The organism is [Flexibacter] sp. ATCC 35103 (assembly GCF_001975985.1).
GTDB lineage: Bacteria > Bacteroidota > Bacteroidia > Flavobacteriales > Flavobacteriaceae > Flavobacterium.
Window position 1 is genome coordinate 448606 of record NZ_MTQF01000003.1, and the last position, 19969, is coordinate 468574.

Sequence of the window (19969 nt, forward strand, 5' to 3'; positions counted from 1 at the left end):
AATTAAAAACCAATCTGCGTAAATCCGTTTAATCTGTAAAAATCCGTGTGCCATTTCGCAATCCTAATTCTTAGCAAACAGTTTCTTCAAAGAAATAGTCTTATCATAAAACGTAATCCTGATTCCGAATAGCAAAATGATTCCGCCAAAAACCATTTGTAAAGTTATTTGTTCTTCTAAAAACAACCAAGCTAATATGGAAGTAATTACAGCCTGACTCAATAAACTTAGCGAAACTCTTGTTGCCCGCATGTGTTGTGTGGCATAACTTATAGAAAGCCACGCACACAATTGACAAATTACAGCCTGAAGAACCAATACAAACCAACCGGTATCTGAAAATCCTGTAAAAGGCTGATTTAAACAATAACAAAGAATTCCTAAATATATAGTCGAAGCCAATAAACTGATGGTCATAAAAGAAAGAACATCAACATCTGTAAGGACATTTTTACTCACCAAAAGATAAATCGAATATAGAATTCCTGATAAAACCGCAAATAGAAAAGCCTGATCAAAATTCAACTCCAGAAAAAAGCTAAAACCAACCAAAGTAATCATCCCCAATAATGAAACTACGGTTCCAATCCAGAAATTGGTTGCCGGTCTTACTTTCAAAAAGAAAAAAGAACCAAGTCCAACCCAAAGCGGAGACAAATTTGTAAGCAACGAAGCCTGAGTCGCACTTGAATCCTGAATGGCGATATTCCACACAGCAACATCAGATGAGAATAAAACGCCGCAAAGCATTGCCAATAGAATAAACTTTGTCTTTGGAAGCTTAAAGTTTTTGGTCAAAAAAACATAAGGCAAAAGCAAAGTAAAGGCAAAAGCCATGCGATAAAAAGCCGAGATTAATCCGGGAGCTAATTTAAGTTTTACCAATATAGGAAAGATCGAAATACAAAGTATTCCGCAGATTAAGGCTAGTCTTGGTTTGGTGATTTTCATATTATTTTGGTTTGCTATTCAAATTGTTGATTTGAAAGCTCAGATTTTAATTGAACCGAATACATATTTATAACTATTCGGAGAAACTAAAAATCTGATATTTTTTATTTTTCTTGCTATAATTTCCTAAGTGCAAATTGCTATTCAACTTAAAAAGTATTAAATCTTTATAGAGACTTGTAGTAAATATTGAAACACTTTCTTTGATTTCTTCATTCTCTTCTACGAAAGTTCTGGCTTTATCAAAAGCCGAAGTTCTCATTTCGCCATTGAGATGATTAAAATTAGAATCGAACAGACAATTCGTGTAAACTACAAATTTATCTTTATAAGAAATTAGATTTTCTACAGTATAACATCTTTGATAAGGAACAAAACTCATTCCGGCGCCCATTCCTCCGGCAGACATTCCCATTCCCGTCATTCCGCCACCGCCGCGGGATATATCTTGAGAACTTCCTATAACAGTATAATAAACACCATTTAAATTATAACATGATATACTTGGTGAATTATTAATTTTTCTAAGAAACTGTTCTGAATTTTGAATAGGTTTTGTGTTGATAAGAAAACCATCATTTTGTAGAAATAAGCCATTCTTTTGCTGGAAAAAATCAGAATTTTTAAAACCTATTTCCTCATCATGCAAAACTTTATATTCATGAATCTTATTGCCATTTAGATCGCTGATGGTAAAAAACAAAACAAACGAATTAGTTTTTATTTGGAGAATTTTATTGTCAATTAAAAAAGAATTCGATCTAAACGATATTGCACCATATTCTCCTTTAGCTATTTTTTGCTGTTCAATCGATTTAAGATTTGATGTAAAATCCTGAATATTAATCCTTAAAACCTGTGTTGCGTTTGTATTATTATCCATAGTGAAAATAATTTCATCAGGATTATAGGTGTAAATTTTATACCTTTTGGAACTCAGCGCTAATGATGGCGGACTGTCATTGGCTATAGTTTGAAAATTAGGCTCAGAAGATTCATCAGTTAAAACAGTATATAAATTTTCTGTATGGTTGAATATGTTTTTGAAATCCAGATGAGATAAGTCTACCGTTTTTTCATTCAGATTTCCATCATTATCAGAGATATAAAATTTTAAAAGACTTGTGTTTTTTACAATAGTAATCAGGTAAAACCGATTGTTAATCGTAATTTCTTTAACTATTTTTTCCTTTTTTAATTCTAAATTAATTGGTTTTGTTTCGGTTTTTTTAGATTTAAAATTAAAAGATTGCGAGTTGATCTCTTTTCTGTCTTTTGATCCCCAAAAAACAAAGTAATCATCCTTATTTTGAGTGTATCCAATAATTTCTTCATACTTTTTTTCAGGCCTTAACGCTGACAAAGAATCTTTGATCGTAAAAGTCTGATCAAATCTAATTGCTGAAACCTTTTCCTTGTCATTCAAAAACAGAATTACTTCTTTTTCTGCTTCGTTAACTACTTGAAAATAATCTCTTTTCTTTTCTAATTTTAAATCAAACTCCTTTACAATATCCTGCGAAAAAGACAGTAAACTATTTAGAAATAAAGAGGCAAGGAGTATTTTTTTTATCATTGGTAAAAGGTTTTACTTTTTTTGGCGAATATCTTATTTTTTTCTTTACCAAAAAACAAAAATACAAACACAAATAACCTTCGCTTTAGTCAAATAGGAATATGTTGTTTTTTATTAATAAATACAAGCCATAAAGCCAAGAATAAAATGTGTCGTTAGACACTAAATATTGGTAGAAAAAATAGAATTTAAATAGATTCACGTGCCCTAGGTACATAATAGACATCGTTTTGTTGCGTACCTACGGCACGCTAACGAATTTGGAAGCTAATTTTCTACCAATATTTAGTGCCTAAAGACACAATAAATACAAAGATTTAAAATTGAATCTTTGATTTTTATTCTTCAATAAAATTTAGGATTAAACTTGTTTTTTAGTGGTATTATGCATTCATGATTTTCCGGCAGGCATTGTTAATTTCACTATCAGAAAAAGAGCCAAGCGCATTTGCCAGCAATTTACTGATTCTGATAGAACTTACCATTTTGATTCTGAGATCTTGGTCATCACCCATTTCATTTAAGAGAATTGTCTCGAAAATTTCGGACAAATACTCTGGTTGATCCCTAAAATCTTCTACAAACCAAAGATCCGAGAGGAATTCTGCCATTGCACGCATTACATCTGGCTTTGATGCTTTTTGATTTTCTTCTGTCATTTCTGAAAATATTAAACGCACGAAACCCTCGTTTTCGGTTGTGACAAAACATTCCAAGGAATGAGATTAAGGGCTATCACTAGCACCTTCAACGTGAACGAGGGCTCGTTTATGTTAACTTAAATTAAGTTTTCGGATTTTTCGCCGAAGAATGTTTTGTCATGACAAACGTACGACTATAAACTCAGACAAAAAGAAAAAACATGAGAAATTTCTCATATTAAAATATCGGTTTTAAAGTTCTTAACAATTATTAGTCAGCAAATTTTCTAATTACAAACTGTTTAGAATCCTTATCATATAAGCCTAAATAATAAGAATTTTCCATTTTAAATAAATTCAACGGAGTAGTTTTTTTATTCTCTTCCAGAAAGGTACTAATTTTATCATACGCCAGAGGTTTTAATTCTTCTGTAATGTGATTACCATTTTTATCGAACAAGCTGGAAATCGTTACAGCTTTGCGACCTGCATATGAATTGAAACTTTCCATTGACGGACTATAAAAAGCAACCGAAATCAAAGCACCAATAAGACCAAATTGACTTAAAACTGCTTGTGATCCTCCAGAATTATCGCTGGAAACACTTCCAGTTGTAAGTAAAATATTTTCTCCTTTTTGATAGCAGGAAATCCCAGTGTTTTGTCCGTTTAATTTCCGGATAAACTGAGATGAGGTTTCTAATGTTCTTTTACCGCCAAAATCACCACCTTGTTGATTAATTTCTGTGTTTTTAAAATCAATAGAATTTTCACTATTTGCAGCATGTTCCTTTATCAAATTACCATTAAGATCTTTTATAGTCACATAAAATTTATCTGATGACGTTTTAATTTGGTATAATTCATTATTAATAAAAAAGGAATTATAAGTTAAACTGCTGCTTTTACCAAAATTTTTAGCAGGAGTTTGAAGTATGTTTTTTGAACTTACTTTATAATTTTCTAAATCAATCTGGATTATTTGTGTATAATTTTGATCAGAATCAATTGTTATAATGATTTGATTATCTACAATATAACATTTTCTTTTTGTAGCTGTTTTTATTAAGGAACTTGGATATTCTGATTCAATTTTTACTAATGAAAAAGCTCTTTCAAAAGGCAAAAAATCTTCTTCAAATGTGTCGTGTAAATTAGTACGATGATAGAATTTAAAGCTACTTAAGTCGATATCTTTAATTTCTAAATTTCCTTTGCTGTCAAAAACGTATAATTTGAAAATATTACTTTTTTTCAATAAGTTTAAAATCACGAATTTATTTGAAGTTGAAAACTCTTGTAGATGAATTTCATTTTTAAATTCTAAATCAAAAACTTTGTCTAAAATTTTATTGTTTTTAGAATCAAAAGATTGCGAAAGGATTTTCTTTTGGTTTGATGATGCCCAGAATAATGTAGTTTTATTACCAGAAGCAAAATTTCCAATCATTTTAGAATAAGTTTTGTCCGGTTTTTGAGTCGACAAAGAATCAATAAATTTCATTTTGTCATCTAAACGAATTGCTTTGATTCGGTTTTCATCAGCCATAAACATTGTAGTTTGTTTAATGGAATCATTGACAACCTGAAAAATTTGAACATTCTTTTTTAATTCAATTGATGTAGAATTTACAATTTCCTGCGAAAAAGAAACTACATTATTAAAAAATACATACGCAAAGAATAGTTTTTTAAGCATTAGCAATTGTTTTTAATTTTGAGCGAATATCTTATTTTTTTAATTAAAAAACTGAATCTATAAAAATTATTTAAGATGTTTCTAAAAGCAAAAAGCATGAATCAATTAAATATTAATTGATTCATGCTTTTTAAAATAGGATATAAAAACTTAATTTATCGTTTCACCATTTGGAGCGTCAGTATCAGGATTTACGAATACTAATTTTCCTTCGGCGTTTGTTGTCATTAAGATCATACCTTGACTTTCAACTCCGCGTAAAGCTCTTGGCGCTAAGTTTGCAAGAACTGTAACACGTTTGCCAATGATTTCTTCTGGCGAAAAGCTTTCGGCAATTCCAGAAACAATCGTGCGAACGTCAATTCCGGTATCAATTTTAAGAACCAAAAGTTTGTTTGCTTTTGGCATTTTTTCGGCTTCAATAATAGTTCCTACGCGTAAATCCATTTTAGCGAAATCCTCATATTGAATCAATTCTTTTTGAGGTTCCGGTTGTTTACTTTCGGCAAGATTAGCAGTTTTTGTAGCTTCCAATTTATCTATTTGTTTTTGTATTTCTTCGTCTTCGATTTTTGCGAATAATAATTCGGCTTCACCAATTTGGTGACCTTCCGGAATCAATTCTGAATTTTCGGCAACATCATTCCAATTCAATTTACCTTCATTTTTCAGGATTCTTGACAATTTAGCCGCAGTAAAAGGCAAGAATGGTTCTGCCAAAATGCTCAACGCAGCAGCAATTTGCAACGCCACATACATTTGAGTTTTTACACGCTCGGGATTGTCTTTCATAACTTTCCAAGGCTCTTCATCGGCAAGATATTTATTTCCTAAACGTGCAACATTCATCAATTCACCAAGAGCTTCACGGAATCTGTAACGCTCAACCGAACTTGAAATCACGGCTGGATACGCTTTTAATTCTGCCAAAGTATTCTCGTCAACCTCAGATAATTCGTTAGGAGTTGGGATAAATCCGTCGTAATATTTATTGGTTAAAACCACAACACGATTAATGAAATTTCCGAAAATTGCAACCAATTCATTGTTGTTTCTCGCTTGGAAATCTTTCCATGTAAAATCATTATCCTTTGTTTCTGGAGCGTTAGAAGTTAATGCATAACGCAAAACATCCTGTTTCTCCGGAAATTCTTCTAAATATTCGTGCAACCAAACCGCCCAGTTTTTAGAAGTCGAAAGTTTGTTTCCTTCCAAATTCAAAAACTCATTTGCAGGAACATTGTCCGGCAAAATATAGCTTCCTTCGGCTTTAAGCATCGCTGGGAAAATAATACAGTGAAAAACAATATTGTCTTTCCCAATAAAGTGAACCAACTTCGTGTCTTCATCTTTCCAATATGGTTCCCAATCTTTTCCTTCGCGTAAAGCCCATTCTTTTGTTGATGAAATGTACCCGATAGGCGCATCAAACCAAACGTATAATTTTTTTCCTTCAGCACCTTCAACCGGAACATCAATTCCCCAATCAAGGTCACGCGTTACCGCACGAGGTTCAAGTCCGCCATCAACCCAAGATTTTACTTGTCCGTAAACATTAGGTTTCCAGTCGTTTTTATGTCCAATAAGAACCCATTCAGTCAGGAATTCAGTATATCGGTCAAGCGGTAAAAACCAGTGTTTTGTTGCTTTCAAAACAGGAGTTTCTCCAGTAATTGTCGATTTTGGATTTATTAAATCCGTAGCATTTAGAGTCGATCCGCAATTTTCGCATTGATCGCCATAAGCTCCGTCATTACCACATTTAGGGCAAGTTCCTACTACAAAACGATCTGCTAGAAACTGATTCGCTTTTGCATCGTACAATTGTTCTGTTATTTCTTCAATAAAATCGCCATTATCATACAATGTTCTAAAGAATTCCTGAGCAGTATCATGATGAATTTTAGCCGAAGTTCTAGAATAATTATCAAACGAAATCCCGAAATCAGCAAATGATTTTCTAATAATCCCGTCATATTTATCAATAACTTCTTGCGGTGTAATTCCTTCTTTTTTGGCTTTCATCGAAATTGCAACCCCGTGTTCATCACTTCCGCAAATAAACGCAACGTCTTTTCCTTGCAAACGTAAATATCTCGAATAAATATCTGCAGGCACGTAAACCCCCGCCAAATGCCCAATATGTATAGGTCCGTTGGTGTAAGGCAAAGCCGCCGTAATAGTATATCTCTTTGGATTCTGTATCATAACTCAATTTTATTGAGTGCAAAAATAAGCAATAGAATTGAGATTTTGTTATTTCGCGGAGTTTCGCAAAGAAAAAGCGCCGAGTTTTTGTTTTAAAGAATGTGAATTAATCTCGCAAAGACGCAGAGACGCAAAGTTTTTTCTCATTGTTTGTCATTGCGAGGAACGAAGCAATCACGCTAGAAACTCGACAAAGATTTGATTTTTCTTAGTAGTTTTTTCAGGAGCTAATCCCGCTATCCGTTACAATCTTTTGTGGCGAACCCCGCCACAAAAGGATTTTCACTTCTATCGGGGCTAAAAGACACCCAGTTTGTCAGGCTGAGCGAAGTCGAAGCCACATATGCTAAATCACTTTGCGGGACTTCTCCCGACGCCTCGGGACGCTCAGTCTGACAAGTTTGTGTAATAATCAAAGTACAAAAACTTTGCGCCTCTGCGTCTTTGCGCGATTAAATTCAATCCTAAAATAGAACCAGTTTAAACTAGCATCCCGATTAAAATCTTCAAAATTTATTTCGCAATCTTTGCTCTGAAAAAAAACAAAAACAAGTTATGAGCAAGACAAAATTAATCATCAATAAAAACGGATCTATCAAAATCGAAGGTGATTTTGAAATCATGGATTCAGAAGGAACAGTTTACGGATTACAAGGAAGAGCTGCATTAGGACTTTGCCGTTGCGGATTATCTGCAAACAAACCTTTTTGCGACGGAGGACACCGTAATAACTTCGAACACGATTCTATCGCATTCGATTTACCACCAATGAAAACAAATTAAGAAATCTTAAATTTCTGATTATACTATGAAAAGCTGCATTTATGATGCAGCTTTTTTTGTTTGATTTTTCAGAATAATTTCAGATTATGATAAGTTATTTCCTTAAAAAACTATATTATATTTACGAAAATTTTAAAAAACCAGAGAATGAAAAAAATAACGTTACTACTATTATTTTTAAGCTTATTGTCGGCAAAAGCACAAACACAAAAAGTTGTTTCGAGCGATTGGACTTCTTTCAATCAGACTATTGCCATTCAAACTTCTGTAAAGAAAAAATTTAGAGTAATTGCTTCCGTTAAAGTAGAAACTACAGAGCCAAAATCCTGGGCTGGAGTTTGGGCGCGCGTAGATACTAAAAATGACGAAGACGGTTTTTTTGACAATATGAGCGACAGACCAGTAAAATCAAAAGAATGGCAGTCTTATACTGTTGAAGGAACGATTGATGCAAATAGCAAATCACTAAGTTTTGGAGGTCTATGTTTGTATAACGGAAAATTCTATTTTGATAAATTTGAATTACTTATCGAAAATGATAAAGGTGTTTTTGAGCCTTTAGCAGTTTTAAATCCAAGTTTTGAAACTCCAATAAAAGACGGAGATATTCCAAAATGGAGCTTCGGAATATCCAAAGATGCCGTGGTTAAAGTTAAAGAATATAAAATCACTTCGGATAAATCAAGCGTAGACGGGAAAGCCAGTTTGTTGTTGGAAGGAACAGGTATAAAACCAAGGCAAGAAGCGAGAATTGGAAATATTGAGGGAGCTTCGCCAAAAATTGGCGATATGATCTCGATGCTCGAAGATCTTAAAGATCGTGTTGAAAGAACCGTTAAAAATATGAGTCAATATGAAATTGATTATTTACACGATGATGAAGCCAACCGCATTGGAGCACTTGTAATGCATTTGGCTGCAGCCGAAAAATATTATCAGGTTTTTACTTTTGAAAACAGAGGTTTTAATGAAGAAGAAAAGAAAATATGGCAAAAAGCTTTAGACCTGGATCAAGGCGGACGCGACGAGTTTAAAGGTCATGATATTCAATATTATCTGGATATCTATAATGAAGTAAGAGCAAAAACCATTTCAGAATTAAAGAAAAGAGACGATGCATGGTTTGTAGAAGTTCAAACAAGATATGACTGGACAAATCAATATTGCTGGTTTCATGTTATGGAACATCAATCGAGTCATTTAGGACAAATTTTGTTTTTAAAGAAACGCATTCCACCGGAACAAATGAAGATATTACCACAGGAAATAAAGAAATAAAGAATAAAAAAAGCTGCATCATGCAGCTTTTTTTAGTTAGATATACGAATCAAAAATTGAAGATCTGTAGTTTGTGCCTAAAGGAACATTTCATTATTGATTCGTATTATATATAAAGTTCACCTTTCATGGTTATAACGGCAGAACCGCCAACCAAAATATCATTATCTCTGGACATTACTTCGATTAACGAAGGCTGATTTAGTTTCACGCCTTGCAGGATTTTATATTCAGTATTGGGTTTTGTGTACTTACTCTGTGTCAAAAAGCCAATTAAAGGTCCGGCGGCTGTTCCGGTTGCGGCATCTTCATTAATACCAATTAACGGATTAAAGAATCTGGCTTCGACTATATTTTCATGTTTAGCATCAAAAATTGTAAAACAATAATATCCTTCAAATCCATATTCTTTAGAGATTTCGATTAGGCGTTTATTGTCAGGAATGCAATCGTGCAAAAAGCGTCTGTTTTTTATAGGAACCATAAGATGCGCAACTTCTGTTTGAACAATCGTAGGCAAAAGTTCACCAACTGTCAAATCATCAATCGCCAAACCAAGTGCTTTCGCTATTAACGAAGCCGGAACTTGTTTTAAAGCCACGGCTGGTTTTTGATGCATTTGTACCACGGGAAATTCGGTAACCGGATCAAAACTTGTTGATAATGGTATTGGATTATCTTTCATGATTACAAAATGATCGGTTTCGTTTTGTTCCTCAAAAATGGGCGTTTTTTTGAATAATGCTGCACAAACGGCACCTAATAAATTGTGTCCGGCGCCATCGACTTCAAAACCTGTGGGGGTAAAAGAACGAACATTCAGCGCTTTTTGTGCTGCCGAATAATAAACAAATGAAGTCTCAGAATAACCAAATTCCTTGGCGATATTATGATAGACTGCCAGATCCAGATTGCCATTAGTAAAAACGACAGACAACGGATTTCCTTTATAACTTTTATTAGAGAATACATCTAAAACGTAGTATTCTAATGCGATTCTATCTTCCATTATTATAGTTTTTTTTCACCATATAAGTGATGTAAGTTCATATTAAAAGCTAGTGTTTTGTACCTAATTATTTTAGCATGGAAACTTACTTTTTTCTATGCATTTTAAATCAAATTAAAAAGATTAAAAAGAAAATCTGGTCAATCTGCGTGAAAAATAATAACACATAAAGATATAACTTTCGTTTTTGCTTCCATTTTTTTTCTAGTACAATAAAGTTACTGTTTGTTCTTTGATCTAAGTTATAATCATTGCATTTTCTTTTACAGCATTCGTTTTCCTTCGGCACTAAACTTTATTGCTTTTTCCAATCTTGCAATTCTCGTTTTTTCTTGTTTGGCGCTCATAATTACGTGAATTATTACCTTTTTATACGATGGTGCCTGATTGTTGAAATATTCCCAAGCTGTTTTATTAGCTTTAAATTGCTTTTCGAGTTCAGGATCTAGAATATACGCTTCATTTTCATGCGAGTAAATTTTAGATCTTTCTTCAGACCTGAATTCGAAAGCCTTTATTCCGGCTTCTTTCATCAATCCGGCTTTTGTGAGTGCTTCGATTTTTTTAATGTTGATCGCGCTCCAAATACTGGATTTCTTTCTGGGTGTAAACCTGATCGAATAACTTTCGTCGTCTATAGATCTTCGAACGCCATCGATCCAGCCAAAACAAAGTGCCTGATCTACAGATTCTGACCAGGACATTGATGGTTTTTTGCTGCTCACTTTATAGAAACCTACCAAAAGTTCAGTTTCTGTTTTGTGATGCTTTTCTAACCATTCTCTGAATTTTTCTTGGGTTGGGAAGAAAGTTGGATTCATTTAGTTTTCAGTTTTTAATGGAGGTGGAGGTGGTGGCGGTAGTAAAATATATTTTGAACTAAAAAAAGTTAGCTTTTTATTGCTTTTAATTAATTTCACTTTCTTTTTCCAGTTATAAATCCAATTAGCTAAAGAATCCAAATCTTTTGGAACATCATCTTTGTAACTATGTATTGCAATTGATTTTTTGATTGAATCTTTGTCTATGTAAATAGTGTAATAACTTCCATCAGAATAATTCTCAACATATTCGGAATTATATTTTTTTAGTTGTGTTTTAGATATTAAATCAATCAGCTTATTTTTATCTTTTTGACTTATTAAAGCAATATAATTTGTTTTTCCTTTAGGAATATTAGTGCTGTCCCAAACATCCCTGCCATTCCAGTATTCTCTAATATAAACGCTGTCGTTTGGAGTGAATTTTACTGAAAAAAATGTTTCGAAAGTATCACTATAAGAAAAATCAAAATATTTAAATTTTACTTCTGCTTCTTCTTTTTTGCAACTCAAGAAAAATAATAAAACAAATGAAATAAGTAAGATTTTTATTTTCATAGCCAAGTTTTGTTGGTTTTATCAATCTGGATTTCTAATCATTTGTCTTTACAATTAGTTCTTTATCTTTGTAAACGTAATTAAAGAAAATTATATTATGGCAAAAGGACCTGAAAAAAATACCAAAAACAAGGCTTTGCATACCAAATTGCTCAATAAAAAAAAGGCTAAACTTCAGGAAGAAAAGAGAGAACGTGCATTACGTTTAAAAGCTTTAGTGGCAAAAATGAACGAGAAAAAGAATAGTGACGAATCTGATGTGAAATAACATTGTATTCTATTCATCCAGTTCTTTCTGGCAAATGTCTATTTCTCGCTGAATCTCTTTTTCTAATTTATAAAGTTCATCTTCAACCCAAAACTGACTTTCGCGGGTTAAATAAAACTCATTTTCATTAAGTTTAAATTTGATTGCTTCTTTTATAATCAAGATCATTTCGTTGACTTGAGAAGTTCCGTTTGCGAAATTTGGACTTATTAAATATTTTAAAAGCTCTTTTTCGTATTGTGGTTTACAATATAGAATATGACTAATTATCGGGAAATAGAAGTAAAAATAACTATTGGTATTCGACTGATATTGTATTTTATGGATTTCAGAAACCAAAATATCACATTGCAAATCTGTAGTTTCTGGATTTAATTCTCTTAATAATTCGAAAGTATTTTTTGCACTTTGAATTGTGTTTCCCATTTTTGCAAGGTTAGAAAAAATCTTTTCAAAATCTGAGTTTGTTGTTGGTTTCAATTTTAGTCTTTTTATAATTTCAGAATATAAATTATCCAAAAGTATTATGGTTTAAAAACTAAAAAGAGACTCGTAAGTCTCTTTTTGCAATCAATATATTTTTTATAAAGGCTATTTGCCTTTTAGTAATTTTTCTAAATATTCTACTTTTTCCTTTTCAGATTGAACCAAACGTTCAAACAACTCAACAACTTTATCAAGAGGATTAAAAGTTGGCTGAATACTAATTGAGTTGATTGTTGAACTATCGTGACTAGTATTTGTAAAAGTATTACTAATGATATTAAATACTGTTTCGTCACTATAATTTTTAATTGCTTCAACCGAAACTCCTAAAACTTCAGCAATTGCTTTCAATTTTTCTTCATCAACATTTTCGCTTCCTTCAATATTCGAAATAGTTTGCTGACTTATTCCAATTGCAAAAGCAAGGGCTTCTTGTTTCATTCCACGAAGCTCTCTGATTCGGCTAATATTTCTGCCAATATGTTTCGGTTTTATTGCTGTGCTCATAGTTCAAAGATATTTAAAATTCTTTTAATTATTCTTGTTTTTGTAAAATACAAGATGGCATTTGTAAAACACCATGCATAATGGTTTGGGACAATACCTACTATTACTTCCTTGCGTTGTATTAAGTAAAAGTAATATTTTTCGTATAGTAAAAATTAAAAAAGCCAAGTTACCATGGAGCCAAATGAAATTAAAAGTCTAAATAGTCTTAGAAAATTAACTGCCCGATATTGTACTACTCTAAATCCGTCTCCAGATAAAAAAGAATTTTACACCGCAAAAATTGAACTTTTAAATTATTATGAACTTGGCTGTATTATTACCAATATGCTAAAATTATGCATTTTGGCGCTGGAAAACGAGTCACATAAAATTTCAGAAACAGACAAAAAAGCGCCTATTAATGTTAGTCTCATTTTAGAAACCGTACTTGAGATGTTTCCTATGGATGAATTTGAAATGCTAAGTGAAATCAATGAAATACTTGTTGGGGATTTTCAGGGTGTTGAGGAATGATCGAGAATTTGTGATTTTATTGGTACTGATTGTAGATCTATAATGTGTAATCTCATATATTTTATGTCATGATAAATTGCTATTTATCAAACATTTCCATTCTGAAAATTTCATCTTCTTCAAAAACTTCACTTTCTTCAAAAATTTCATCTATTTCAATTTCCGTAGATTCTGAAATTTCAGGTCTTGATAGAATTATTTCATTCCTTTTACTTGCAAATGAGTCTTCAAATTCTTTTTCAGAGATAGAATATCTTTTAAGATCATAATCCAATAAATTTTTTTCAAAATAATTTAAATCACTTTCACTAGAAGTGTATTGTATTTCCTGTTTTATGGCAGTTTTGATTTTTTCTACTACTTCTATTTTATTGTTTTCTATGTATTTGTCATATTTTTCTTCATTTACTTCTCTAAGCATTTCTAAGTTTTTAATACTCTCTCCCCAGCTAATATTTTCTACAACTTTTTTTAAGATCAATAAATAATCTATAGATATTTCATTACTGAAATCTAAATAAAATTGGATGTAATTTCTTTCTTCATAATAAGATAATTGTGAAATATCAATTTCTTCAAATTTATTAAAAATATAATTTTTTAGTTCTTGATCGGAAGTTATTTGTATATAAAATTTTAAACTATCTAATATTTCAATAGTTTTTAATTGAGTATTACGTTCAACAATTAACCAATCCACTCTAATAGGGTTTTGGATCTTGTCTAGTTTGCTTAAAAGTGCTTTATCAATTATCTTTTGAAAATTAATATCCTGTATGAATTTTTTTGAGAGGTATCGAATAGAATATACAAGTTGATCAAGGTAAATTGAATTTTGAATTAACGTCCTTGCTATATCTTCATCATCTTGAACAATTAATAATAAGAAATCTTTAATTGAAGGGTTTTGAAAATCTACATAATGATTTGATTTATCAGTTACGCCAATTTTTATAAAACTATTTTCCAACTCCTTTAAGTACTTTTTAAAGTTTCCATGCTTATAATCTAATCCAAGGTTCTCAATTGCTTCTTTAGATAAACTATTTATTGCAATTTTTAAGTCTTTTAAAATTATTGAATTTGAATTTGACAGTAAAACATATAAAATAATCTTTGAACCATCTGAAATTTGAGAGTTAAATGCTTTCTCCCAAATATCTAATGGATTCTTTAGTTTTTTTAAAAATTCTTTAGGATAAAGCTCAATGGAAACATTATCTAACTTAACTGTTAGTTGTTCTATAATTCGTGGGCTATAATTTTTATGATTTATTATTTTTTTATAAGCACCAGATATGATTAGCGCTCTAATATGCTCAATAGAAACATCTGAGTAATATAAATGATTATAAAAAATTAATGTCTTTATTCTCTTAGAATATGAACTTAAATCTAATGTTTGCTTACCTAAATCAATTTCTGAGGAATTTAATTTTTCATAAACATCTTTGGCTTGATTTAAGATATATTCTCTAGTAGTCATTATCATGACTTTATTTTTGCTTTTTTTTATACGATTAATTAACTCAATTAAATCATTTGATCGACCATCTAATACGTCGTATTTTAAAAAATTTTCACCTAAAAAATCATCGAAATAAAATGCTTGTTTTGTTTCGGAATTTTCTTCTAATATTTGTTCTCCTTCAATAATCTTTCTTATCTCAATGATTTCAAAATCATTTTGAAGATATTCCCATAAAAGAAGTCTCGCTAAAGTTGTTTTTCCTATTCCTGGTATTCCGCTAATAATTATAAATTGATATTTGTTTAAGATATCAATTGCTTTGTTAAAACTTTCTCCTCTAACATAATATTTATAATCATTTTGAATATTTCCAATTAGAAATTTAGCTCTTTCGTATAAAGGTTTATTAATTAAAGTATTAAAAATTGTAGAACTATTAAGCCATAATTTGAAATTTCGTTGATGTAAGTCAGGATAATCATCTAGTAGTGAATTTAGTTTTGAACGAGTATAAATATTGTTTTCATCGTCCATCCAATTCTTATATTTCTCTAGAATATAATCAGTCAAACCAACACTTATATCATTTGATAAAACAAGATAATATTTTTCAGGATTTAATTTTTCGAGTTTTATAGCTTCATCGTCAATCAATGCTTTTGTTACTTTTTTAACTCTTTTACATTGAACAACTATACTTTCGTCAGTACCTTTTGCATGTCTAAGATCAATTCCTTTGTCTTTCCCTTCTGCAAATGTGCTTAATTCCGATTGAAGTTTTCGGGATAAAAGATCGCGAACAAGATGTTCAAAATCAAATGGAGATAATATACTCTGAAAATCATAATTTGCCATTACTACTTTTTTTATCATGTAGATATCTCTTTTGTGTTAAAAATATCTCATGCTAAAATAATCTTTTTTACTTCAAAATAATCTCACAAAATAAAATCGTCTTATAAAAACGAGATTGCGTTAGGGATAGCAGCGAAAAGCCCACAGCCTGACGAAGGAAGTGCGAGGACTTGCAGCGAATAGCCCGACCGGAGGGAACGCCCAAAAAAATATTCGCATTCCTATTATTATTTCGCCGAAATTTGCAAATCAATCTCAAAACAAAACAAAATGGAGGAATTTGGTAGAATAATAGTTTCTGAAACAGCAATGAATAGTGAAAATCTTCAGGATGTGATTCACTCTAATATTTCGGTAATCAATTTAATGCGTGAGGAAGGTGTCGATGACGAATTTATTCACGAAGATGCGTTGATGAGTTACTATCTTGATTATTACTATTCGCAATATGCCGAAGGAAATTTTGCTCAGTTTGTTTATAAATCTGGTTGGAATAAAGAACTGAACGAACTTATCGAAGAAGGTTTGGCTTTGATTGGTGCCGAAAAACATCTTGAATTGTTTCAGCAACAAAGTAAAAAGGTAAAATTAATGAGCAGCGTGAAGCTGAATAAATTCGTAAGTGGAAAACTAGAAGGTGTAAACCCAACTCGTGATTTGCTAAACAACGACACTTTCTTTGAACTTGAAGAAAACCTGGTTACATTGAATGCTAATTTCCTGAAAAACCATCCTGATTTCGAAGTGCTTTCTGTAGATGATATGTTTGCAACTTTAGAAGAATATGTGGGGCATGAGATAAAGAGGGCTTAAATTTTTGCTGGAATCTACCACAGAGTTGCACAAAGTTTTTTGATTAATGTCTAGAGAATTTCGCGCAAAGACGCAAAGGTGCAAAGTTTTATTTTCTTTGCGCCTTTGCGCGATTAATAAACTCTAGTGAATTATTTTGTTCACCCAGATTTAAGCCGATTTTAAAAAAACATTTTAATCATCATAATCTGTGGCTTAAAAAACTTTTAGGGCTTCTCCCGACGCCTCGGGACGCTCAGCCTGACATCTAAAAAACTTAGGGAATCTTTGTGAAGTGTTCATATTAGTTTCTAAAATAACTTTATTAATTTAGCCTTTAATGCTTTAGCGATTATAAAAAGTCAAAAAATGAGATGCAGATACTTCCTGATATTGCTTTTTCTTCAAATAGGGTTTTCTCAAAACAAAATCAACCTTTTTTCAGAGATCAATTATAGTTCGATTCCTTCGGTTTCGTTAAGCGATTATAAGTCGGTTCAGGAACGCGATAAAAAGTTTCAGAATCCTAATATCGCTTTAGGAATTGGTATTTCGGGCGGAGGTTCGAGAGCGCAATTTTTTAGTATGGGCGTGCTTTTGGGATTAGAAGAAATTCAGGAAGACAATTCGCAGCGTAATTTCCTGAACGAGATCGATTATTTCTCAACTGTTTCCGGAGGTTGTTTTTCGGCGGGTTATTATTTAACGATTCTTAAAAATAAATTGTTTCAGGATAATTGTTCCTTCAACGAATTTTACTTTTCTAAAGCCGATGCTTATAAGGATTACGTCGATAAATCGGCCAATATTTTGTCTCTTTTAAATAATAGCCGAAACGAAAAAGGTGATAAAATATCGATGACGCAACGTATAGATTCAGATATTTTGCAATACGACGCCCTGAATCCCGATAATACCAATAAGTTTGGGACTCAAATGATGATGTCGGATTTTTTTATTCCCAAAAACAGCAAGTCAGTTCCGTCTTTACCCATGTTTGTAGCAAACGGAACAGCTTTTAATAATGGCGAACGCATTCCGTTTATGCCTCATATTATTCGTGGATTAAATCTCAATTCGTCTTTGGCACCCAATAAAGCGCCAATTGCATTAAACGAAAATGAGGTTAATGATGGTTACAACTTTCCGCTTACGTATGCTATAACGGCAAGTTCTGCTTTTCCGGGAGTTTTGCCTAAAGTGAAATTTGGCGTAAAAAATCAGGACAAAATATTGTGTATTGTCGATGGCGGCGCATCAGATAATATGGGTTACAGAACTTTGGTCGAATTGCTTTATAACGATACAAAAGTGAGTGATAAAAATAAAAAAGCACTTTTTATCGATTGTCTGGGGCAAGGAAAAAAAACTCCTTATATAAACGATGCAAAAATCAGGTTGATTTCGTTGTTTGAAACGGCTTCATTATACACCGTTCAAACTCGATACATGACTTTTGATAAAGATGTCGAGAATACTTTTGAGCGTTACAAAATACCAGTCTCAAATTATCAGATCATTGGTTTTACCACAATTAGGGATTATTTGATAAAGATGGAAAAAAATTATCCTTATGAAGATTTGGTGTTTGAGTTAAAAAACACCAATGATGAATCGAGTAGTTGGGCAAAATTATTTGGCAATTTTAAGCAAGAACTTATCATGAAATTTGGCGAAGATTCGTTTAAAAAAGATAAAGATGGCGAAGTAATTATTGCGACTTTAGATAAGGAAAAATTTAAAGATTTATCTGCCAGACAGGTTTTGATGTTATATGAATATGCCTCGCATGTAGAAACCAAACTAAGAATCACTCCTCAAGAAAGAGAAATTTTATTACTTTCAGGTCGTTTTGCAGTGTATTTAAAAACCAATGAATTAAGAGAATTGTTGGTTGAACATAAGTAATTTTGTCCGAAATTTGAATTCGTATTTAATCCTTACTGTTTTGACTCAACCACTTTTCGCTTGTAAAAAGATATTTTTCGCTGTATTGTTTTTCCCTGTTTTATTATTTTCTCAGGAAAAAAGCGCTGAAAAAAAGGAGGATGTTTCCCGCTATTTTTATAATAATCATGCCGTTTCTGTAGAAATCTGGTATGGACCTGATAAAAAACCCGACAGTACCAAAACCTATTATCCAAACGGAAAGCTAAACGAGATTTTTTATTATGATGATAAAGGTTTTAAGGATTCAAATGCTTTTCAGTACAATAAACAAGGCGAAAAACTGGTTACCTGGAATTATTCGCACGGGAAATTAGTCAGCAGAACCGATCATAAATTACCGTTTGGTAAAGACAGGGAAGAATCGGTTAAAAAAGCACTTCAATTATTGACGGATATTAATACAAAAACCAATTACAATCCGGTTAAAGTAAACGATCTCTACAATCGCGGTGTTTTAAGTATTAGTTTGGGAAATACAACATTGGCACTCGAAGATTTAAAAAAAGTTGAATATTCGATAGATAAAGATCCTAAAAATAAAGCACTTTCAGATTCTTTGGCAGAAAAGAAAGATGTATTTAGAAGCAAGCTTTACGACAGATTAGCGAGTATTTATGCATCGCTGGATATGGATAGTTTTGCTTTTAATTATTATTTCAAAGCCATAAAAAATGCTCCTGAAGATCTGCATATTTTATACAATTTTGCGGCTCTTTTGCAAGATCGAAAAGCGTATGATTTGGCAAGTTATTATTTAGAAAAAATCATAACCCAAAAACCTGAAATGGCCGATGCGAGATGGGCGCTTGCCCAATTGTATAGTGATACTGGCGAATATCAAAAAGCGATGGATAATATTATGATGGCTTTTAAATATGAAAAAGCCATCACAGAACGTAATGCATTTTCAGGAGGCAGAAATCTAAAAACTACCCGAGGTTTACTTTATCATAAGTTAGGAGAATCAGATAAAGGAATTGCTGATTTGAAAGACGCATTGAAACTGGATAAAAACAATTCGTATGCGATGAAAAATCTGGGAATTATTTATCTAGATCAGCACAAATATAAAAAAGCGTGCAAATTGTTTCAAAGTGCCAACGAACTTAAGTATTCTTTGGTTTATGATGAAACAGATTTATCATCATTATTAGAAAATGCCTGTAATAATGTTCAGCCCAAAGTTGAAGATCTTAAAAAGCCTTCAGTTTCTTCTAATCCTGTTTCTACAATTGTTTCGATTGAGAATTTTGATCTTAATTTTGATTATGAGTTTTTTAGTTTCGAATCGGTTTCTGTTCTAAAAGGAAAAAGCACCGATGGAAAAATCGATGTTTCGACATTATCACCTGGTTTTTATCTACTAAAAGTTGTTGCAGGAAATTCAACAGAAATTTTTAAAGTAATAAAAGAATAGCTCCAGAGGAGCGTCATATTTATAGAATTGTATTTGGTTTTGTGTTCAAGCTCCATCGGAGCGACATATTAATGCGCCAAGGATTTCACCCCGCTGGGGCTCTGGATTCGTTTGGATTTTTTATTTGCTACAAATATGTTACCCCGCTGGGGTTTTGTTGGACCGAAAATAAAAAAATATTGG

General features: G+C 31.9%; 18 protein-coding genes. 7 read left to right on the forward strand and 11 right to left on the reverse strand.

Annotated features, from left to right (window positions below; all coding sequences use genetic code 11):
• Window positions 1-63: 63 nt before the first annotated feature.
• The 5 genes from BXU01_RS06235 to metG all read right to left on the reverse strand — a co-directional run bounded on the left by BXU01_RS06235 (window position 64) and on the right by metG (window position 7075).
• A complete protein-coding gene (locus tag BXU01_RS06235) occupies window positions 64-951 on the reverse strand; it encodes a DMT family transporter (protein WP_083692291.1) in 888 nt (295 codons plus the stop codon).
• A gap of 73 nt (window positions 952-1024) precedes the next feature.
• Entirely contained in the window at window positions 1025-2527 is a 1503-nt protein-coding gene (locus BXU01_RS06240; RefSeq protein ID WP_083692293.1) for a hypothetical protein, read from the reverse strand.
• A 383-nt stretch (window positions 2528-2910) separates the two neighbouring features.
• Window positions 2911-3186 (reverse strand): hypothetical protein, encoded by a 276-nt coding sequence (locus tag BXU01_RS06245; protein WP_083692296.1) that lies wholly within the window; start codon window positions 3184-3186, stop codon window positions 2911-2913.
• A 253-nt stretch (window positions 3187-3439) separates the two neighbouring features.
• Window positions 3440-4867: a hypothetical protein gene (locus BXU01_RS06250; RefSeq protein ID WP_083692299.1), complete on the reverse strand. Its 1428-nt coding sequence runs from the start codon at window positions 4865-4867 to the stop codon at window positions 3440-3442.
• Between the two features lie 150 nt (window positions 4868-5017).
• Window positions 5018-7075 carry a methionine--tRNA ligase gene (metG, locus tag BXU01_RS06255; RefSeq protein ID WP_083692302.1) on the reverse strand — a complete coding sequence of 686 codons (2058 nt, stop codon included), beginning with the start codon at window positions 7073-7075 and terminating at the stop codon, window positions 5018-5020.
• 555 nt (window positions 7076-7630) lie between these two features.
• Between metG and BXU01_RS06260 the strand changes: the two genes are divergently transcribed.
• Together BXU01_RS06260 and BXU01_RS06265 are read left to right on the forward strand one after the other, a co-directional pair.
• A complete protein-coding gene (locus BXU01_RS06260; RefSeq protein ID WP_056248078.1) occupies window positions 7631-7858 on the forward strand; it encodes a CDGSH iron-sulfur domain-containing protein in 228 nt (75 codons plus the stop codon).
• Window positions 7859-8005: 147 nt separating this feature from the next.
• The gene (locus BXU01_RS06265; RefSeq protein WP_083692304.1) at window positions 8006-9136 is read left to right on the forward strand and encodes a DinB family protein; all 1131 of its coding nucleotides are present in this window, start codon (window positions 8006-8008) and stop codon (window positions 9134-9136) included.
• Window positions 9137-9242: 106 nt separating this feature from the next.
• Here BXU01_RS06265 and BXU01_RS06270 read toward each other — a convergent pair whose 3' ends face one another.
• The 3 genes from BXU01_RS06270 to BXU01_RS06280 form a co-directional block, all read right to left on the reverse strand.
• Window positions 9243-10145, reverse strand: coding sequence for a PhzF family phenazine biosynthesis protein (locus BXU01_RS06270; protein WP_083692307.1), 903 nt, complete (start codon window positions 10143-10145; stop codon window positions 9243-9245).
• Window positions 10146-10408: 263 nt separating this feature from the next.
• The gene (locus BXU01_RS06275) at window positions 10409-10966 is read right to left on the reverse strand and encodes a YdeI family protein (protein WP_083692309.1); all 558 of its coding nucleotides are present in this window, start codon (window positions 10964-10966) and stop codon (window positions 10409-10411) included.
• Window positions 10967-11524, reverse strand: coding sequence for a hypothetical protein (locus BXU01_RS06280; RefSeq protein ID WP_083692311.1), 558 nt, complete (start codon window positions 11522-11524; stop codon window positions 10967-10969).
• 97 nt (window positions 11525-11621) lie between these two features.
• Here BXU01_RS06280 and BXU01_RS23620 point away from each other — a divergent pair, with 97 nt between their 5' ends.
• Complete coding sequence (locus BXU01_RS23620; RefSeq protein WP_165689764.1) at window positions 11622-11792, forward strand: hypothetical protein; 171 nt, start codon at window positions 11622-11624, stop codon at window positions 11790-11792.
• A gap of 9 nt (window positions 11793-11801) precedes the next feature.
• Here BXU01_RS23620 and BXU01_RS06285 read toward each other — a convergent pair whose 3' ends face one another.
• Both BXU01_RS06285 and BXU01_RS06290 read right to left on the reverse strand, forming a co-directional pair.
• Window positions 11802-12272, reverse strand: coding sequence for a hypothetical protein (locus BXU01_RS06285; RefSeq protein ID WP_255373713.1), 471 nt, complete (start codon window positions 12270-12272; stop codon window positions 11802-11804).
• Window positions 12273-12383: 111 nt separating this feature from the next.
• Window positions 12384-12785 (reverse strand): helix-turn-helix domain-containing protein, encoded by a 402-nt coding sequence (locus BXU01_RS06290; protein WP_055094245.1) that lies wholly within the window; start codon window positions 12783-12785, stop codon window positions 12384-12386.
• A gap of 174 nt (window positions 12786-12959) precedes the next feature.
• On the opposite strand from BXU01_RS06290, the gene BXU01_RS06295 reads away from it, so the two are divergent.
• Window positions 12960-13301 carry a hypothetical protein gene (locus BXU01_RS06295; protein WP_083692313.1) on the forward strand — a complete coding sequence of 114 codons (342 nt, stop codon included), beginning with the start codon at window positions 12960-12962 and terminating at the stop codon, window positions 13299-13301.
• Between the two features lie 79 nt (window positions 13302-13380).
• Here BXU01_RS06295 and BXU01_RS06300 read toward each other — a convergent pair whose 3' ends face one another.
• A complete protein-coding gene (locus BXU01_RS06300) occupies window positions 13381-15645 on the reverse strand; it encodes a restriction endonuclease (protein ID WP_083692316.1) in 2265 nt (754 codons plus the stop codon).
• 252 nt (window positions 15646-15897) lie between these two features.
• Here BXU01_RS06300 and BXU01_RS06305 point away from each other — a divergent pair, with 252 nt between their 5' ends.
• The 3 genes from BXU01_RS06305 to BXU01_RS06315 all read left to right on the forward strand — a co-directional run bounded on the left by BXU01_RS06305 (window position 15898) and on the right by BXU01_RS06315 (window position 19786).
• Entirely contained in the window at window positions 15898-16440 is a 543-nt protein-coding gene (locus tag BXU01_RS06305; protein WP_055094239.1) for a DUF4375 domain-containing protein, read from the forward strand.
• Between the two features lie 348 nt (window positions 16441-16788).
• On the forward strand, window positions 16789-18327 hold the full coding sequence (locus tag BXU01_RS06310) for a patatin-like phospholipase family protein (protein WP_083692318.1): 1539 nt from the start codon (window positions 16789-16791) through the stop codon (window positions 18325-18327).
• A 40-nt stretch (window positions 18328-18367) separates the two neighbouring features.
• On the forward strand, window positions 18368-19786 hold the full coding sequence (locus BXU01_RS06315; RefSeq protein ID WP_083692703.1) for a T9SS type A sorting domain-containing protein: 1419 nt from the start codon (window positions 18368-18370) through the stop codon (window positions 19784-19786).
• Window positions 19787-19969 lie beyond the last annotated feature (183 nt).

Bases quoted from the DNA above. Each gene is read 5' to 3' on its own strand.
- BXU01_RS06235 (WP_083692291.1), bottom strand. From the start codon at position 951: ATGAAAATCACCAAACCAAGACTAGCCTTAATCTGCGGAATACTTTGT.
- BXU01_RS06240 (WP_083692293.1), bottom strand. From the start codon at position 2,527: ATGATAAAAAAAATACTCCTTGCCTCTTTATTTCTAAATAGTTTACTG.
- BXU01_RS06245 (WP_083692296.1), bottom strand. From the start codon at position 3,186: ATGACAGAAGAAAATCAAAAAGCATCAAAGCCAGATGTAATGCGTGCA.
- BXU01_RS06250 (WP_083692299.1), bottom strand. From the start codon at position 4,867: ATGCTTAAAAAACTATTCTTTGCGTATGTATTTTTTAATAATGTAGTT.
- metG (WP_083692302.1), bottom strand. From the start codon at position 7,075: ATGATACAGAATCCAAAGAGATATACTATTACGGCGGCTTTGCCTTAC.
- BXU01_RS06260 (WP_056248078.1), top strand. From the start codon at position 7,631: ATGAGCAAGACAAAATTAATCATCAATAAAAACGGATCTATCAAAATC.
- BXU01_RS06265 (WP_083692304.1), top strand. From the start codon at position 8,006: ATGAAAAAAATAACGTTACTACTATTATTTTTAAGCTTATTGTCGGCA.
- BXU01_RS06270 (WP_083692307.1), bottom strand. From the start codon at position 10,145: ATGGAAGATAGAATCGCATTAGAATACTACGTTTTAGATGTATTCTCT.
- BXU01_RS06275 (WP_083692309.1), bottom strand. From the start codon at position 10,966: ATGAATCCAACTTTCTTCCCAACCCAAGAAAAATTCAGAGAATGGTTA.
- BXU01_RS06280 (WP_083692311.1), bottom strand. From the start codon at position 11,524: ATGAAAATAAAAATCTTACTTATTTCATTTGTTTTATTATTTTTCTTG.
- BXU01_RS23620 (WP_165689764.1), top strand. From the start codon at position 11,622: ATGGCAAAAGGACCTGAAAAAAATACCAAAAACAAGGCTTTGCATACC.
- BXU01_RS06290 (WP_055094245.1), bottom strand. From the start codon at position 12,785: ATGAGCACAGCAATAAAACCGAAACATATTGGCAGAAATATTAGCCGA.
- BXU01_RS06295 (WP_083692313.1), top strand. From the start codon at position 12,960: ATGGAGCCAAATGAAATTAAAAGTCTAAATAGTCTTAGAAAATTAACT.
- BXU01_RS06300 (WP_083692316.1), bottom strand. From the start codon at position 15,645: ATGATAAAAAAAGTAGTAATGGCAAATTATGATTTTCAGAGTATATTA.
- BXU01_RS06305 (WP_055094239.1), top strand. From the start codon at position 15,898: ATGGAGGAATTTGGTAGAATAATAGTTTCTGAAACAGCAATGAATAGT.
- BXU01_RS06310 (WP_083692318.1), top strand. From the start codon at position 16,789: ATGAGATGCAGATACTTCCTGATATTGCTTTTTCTTCAAATAGGGTTT.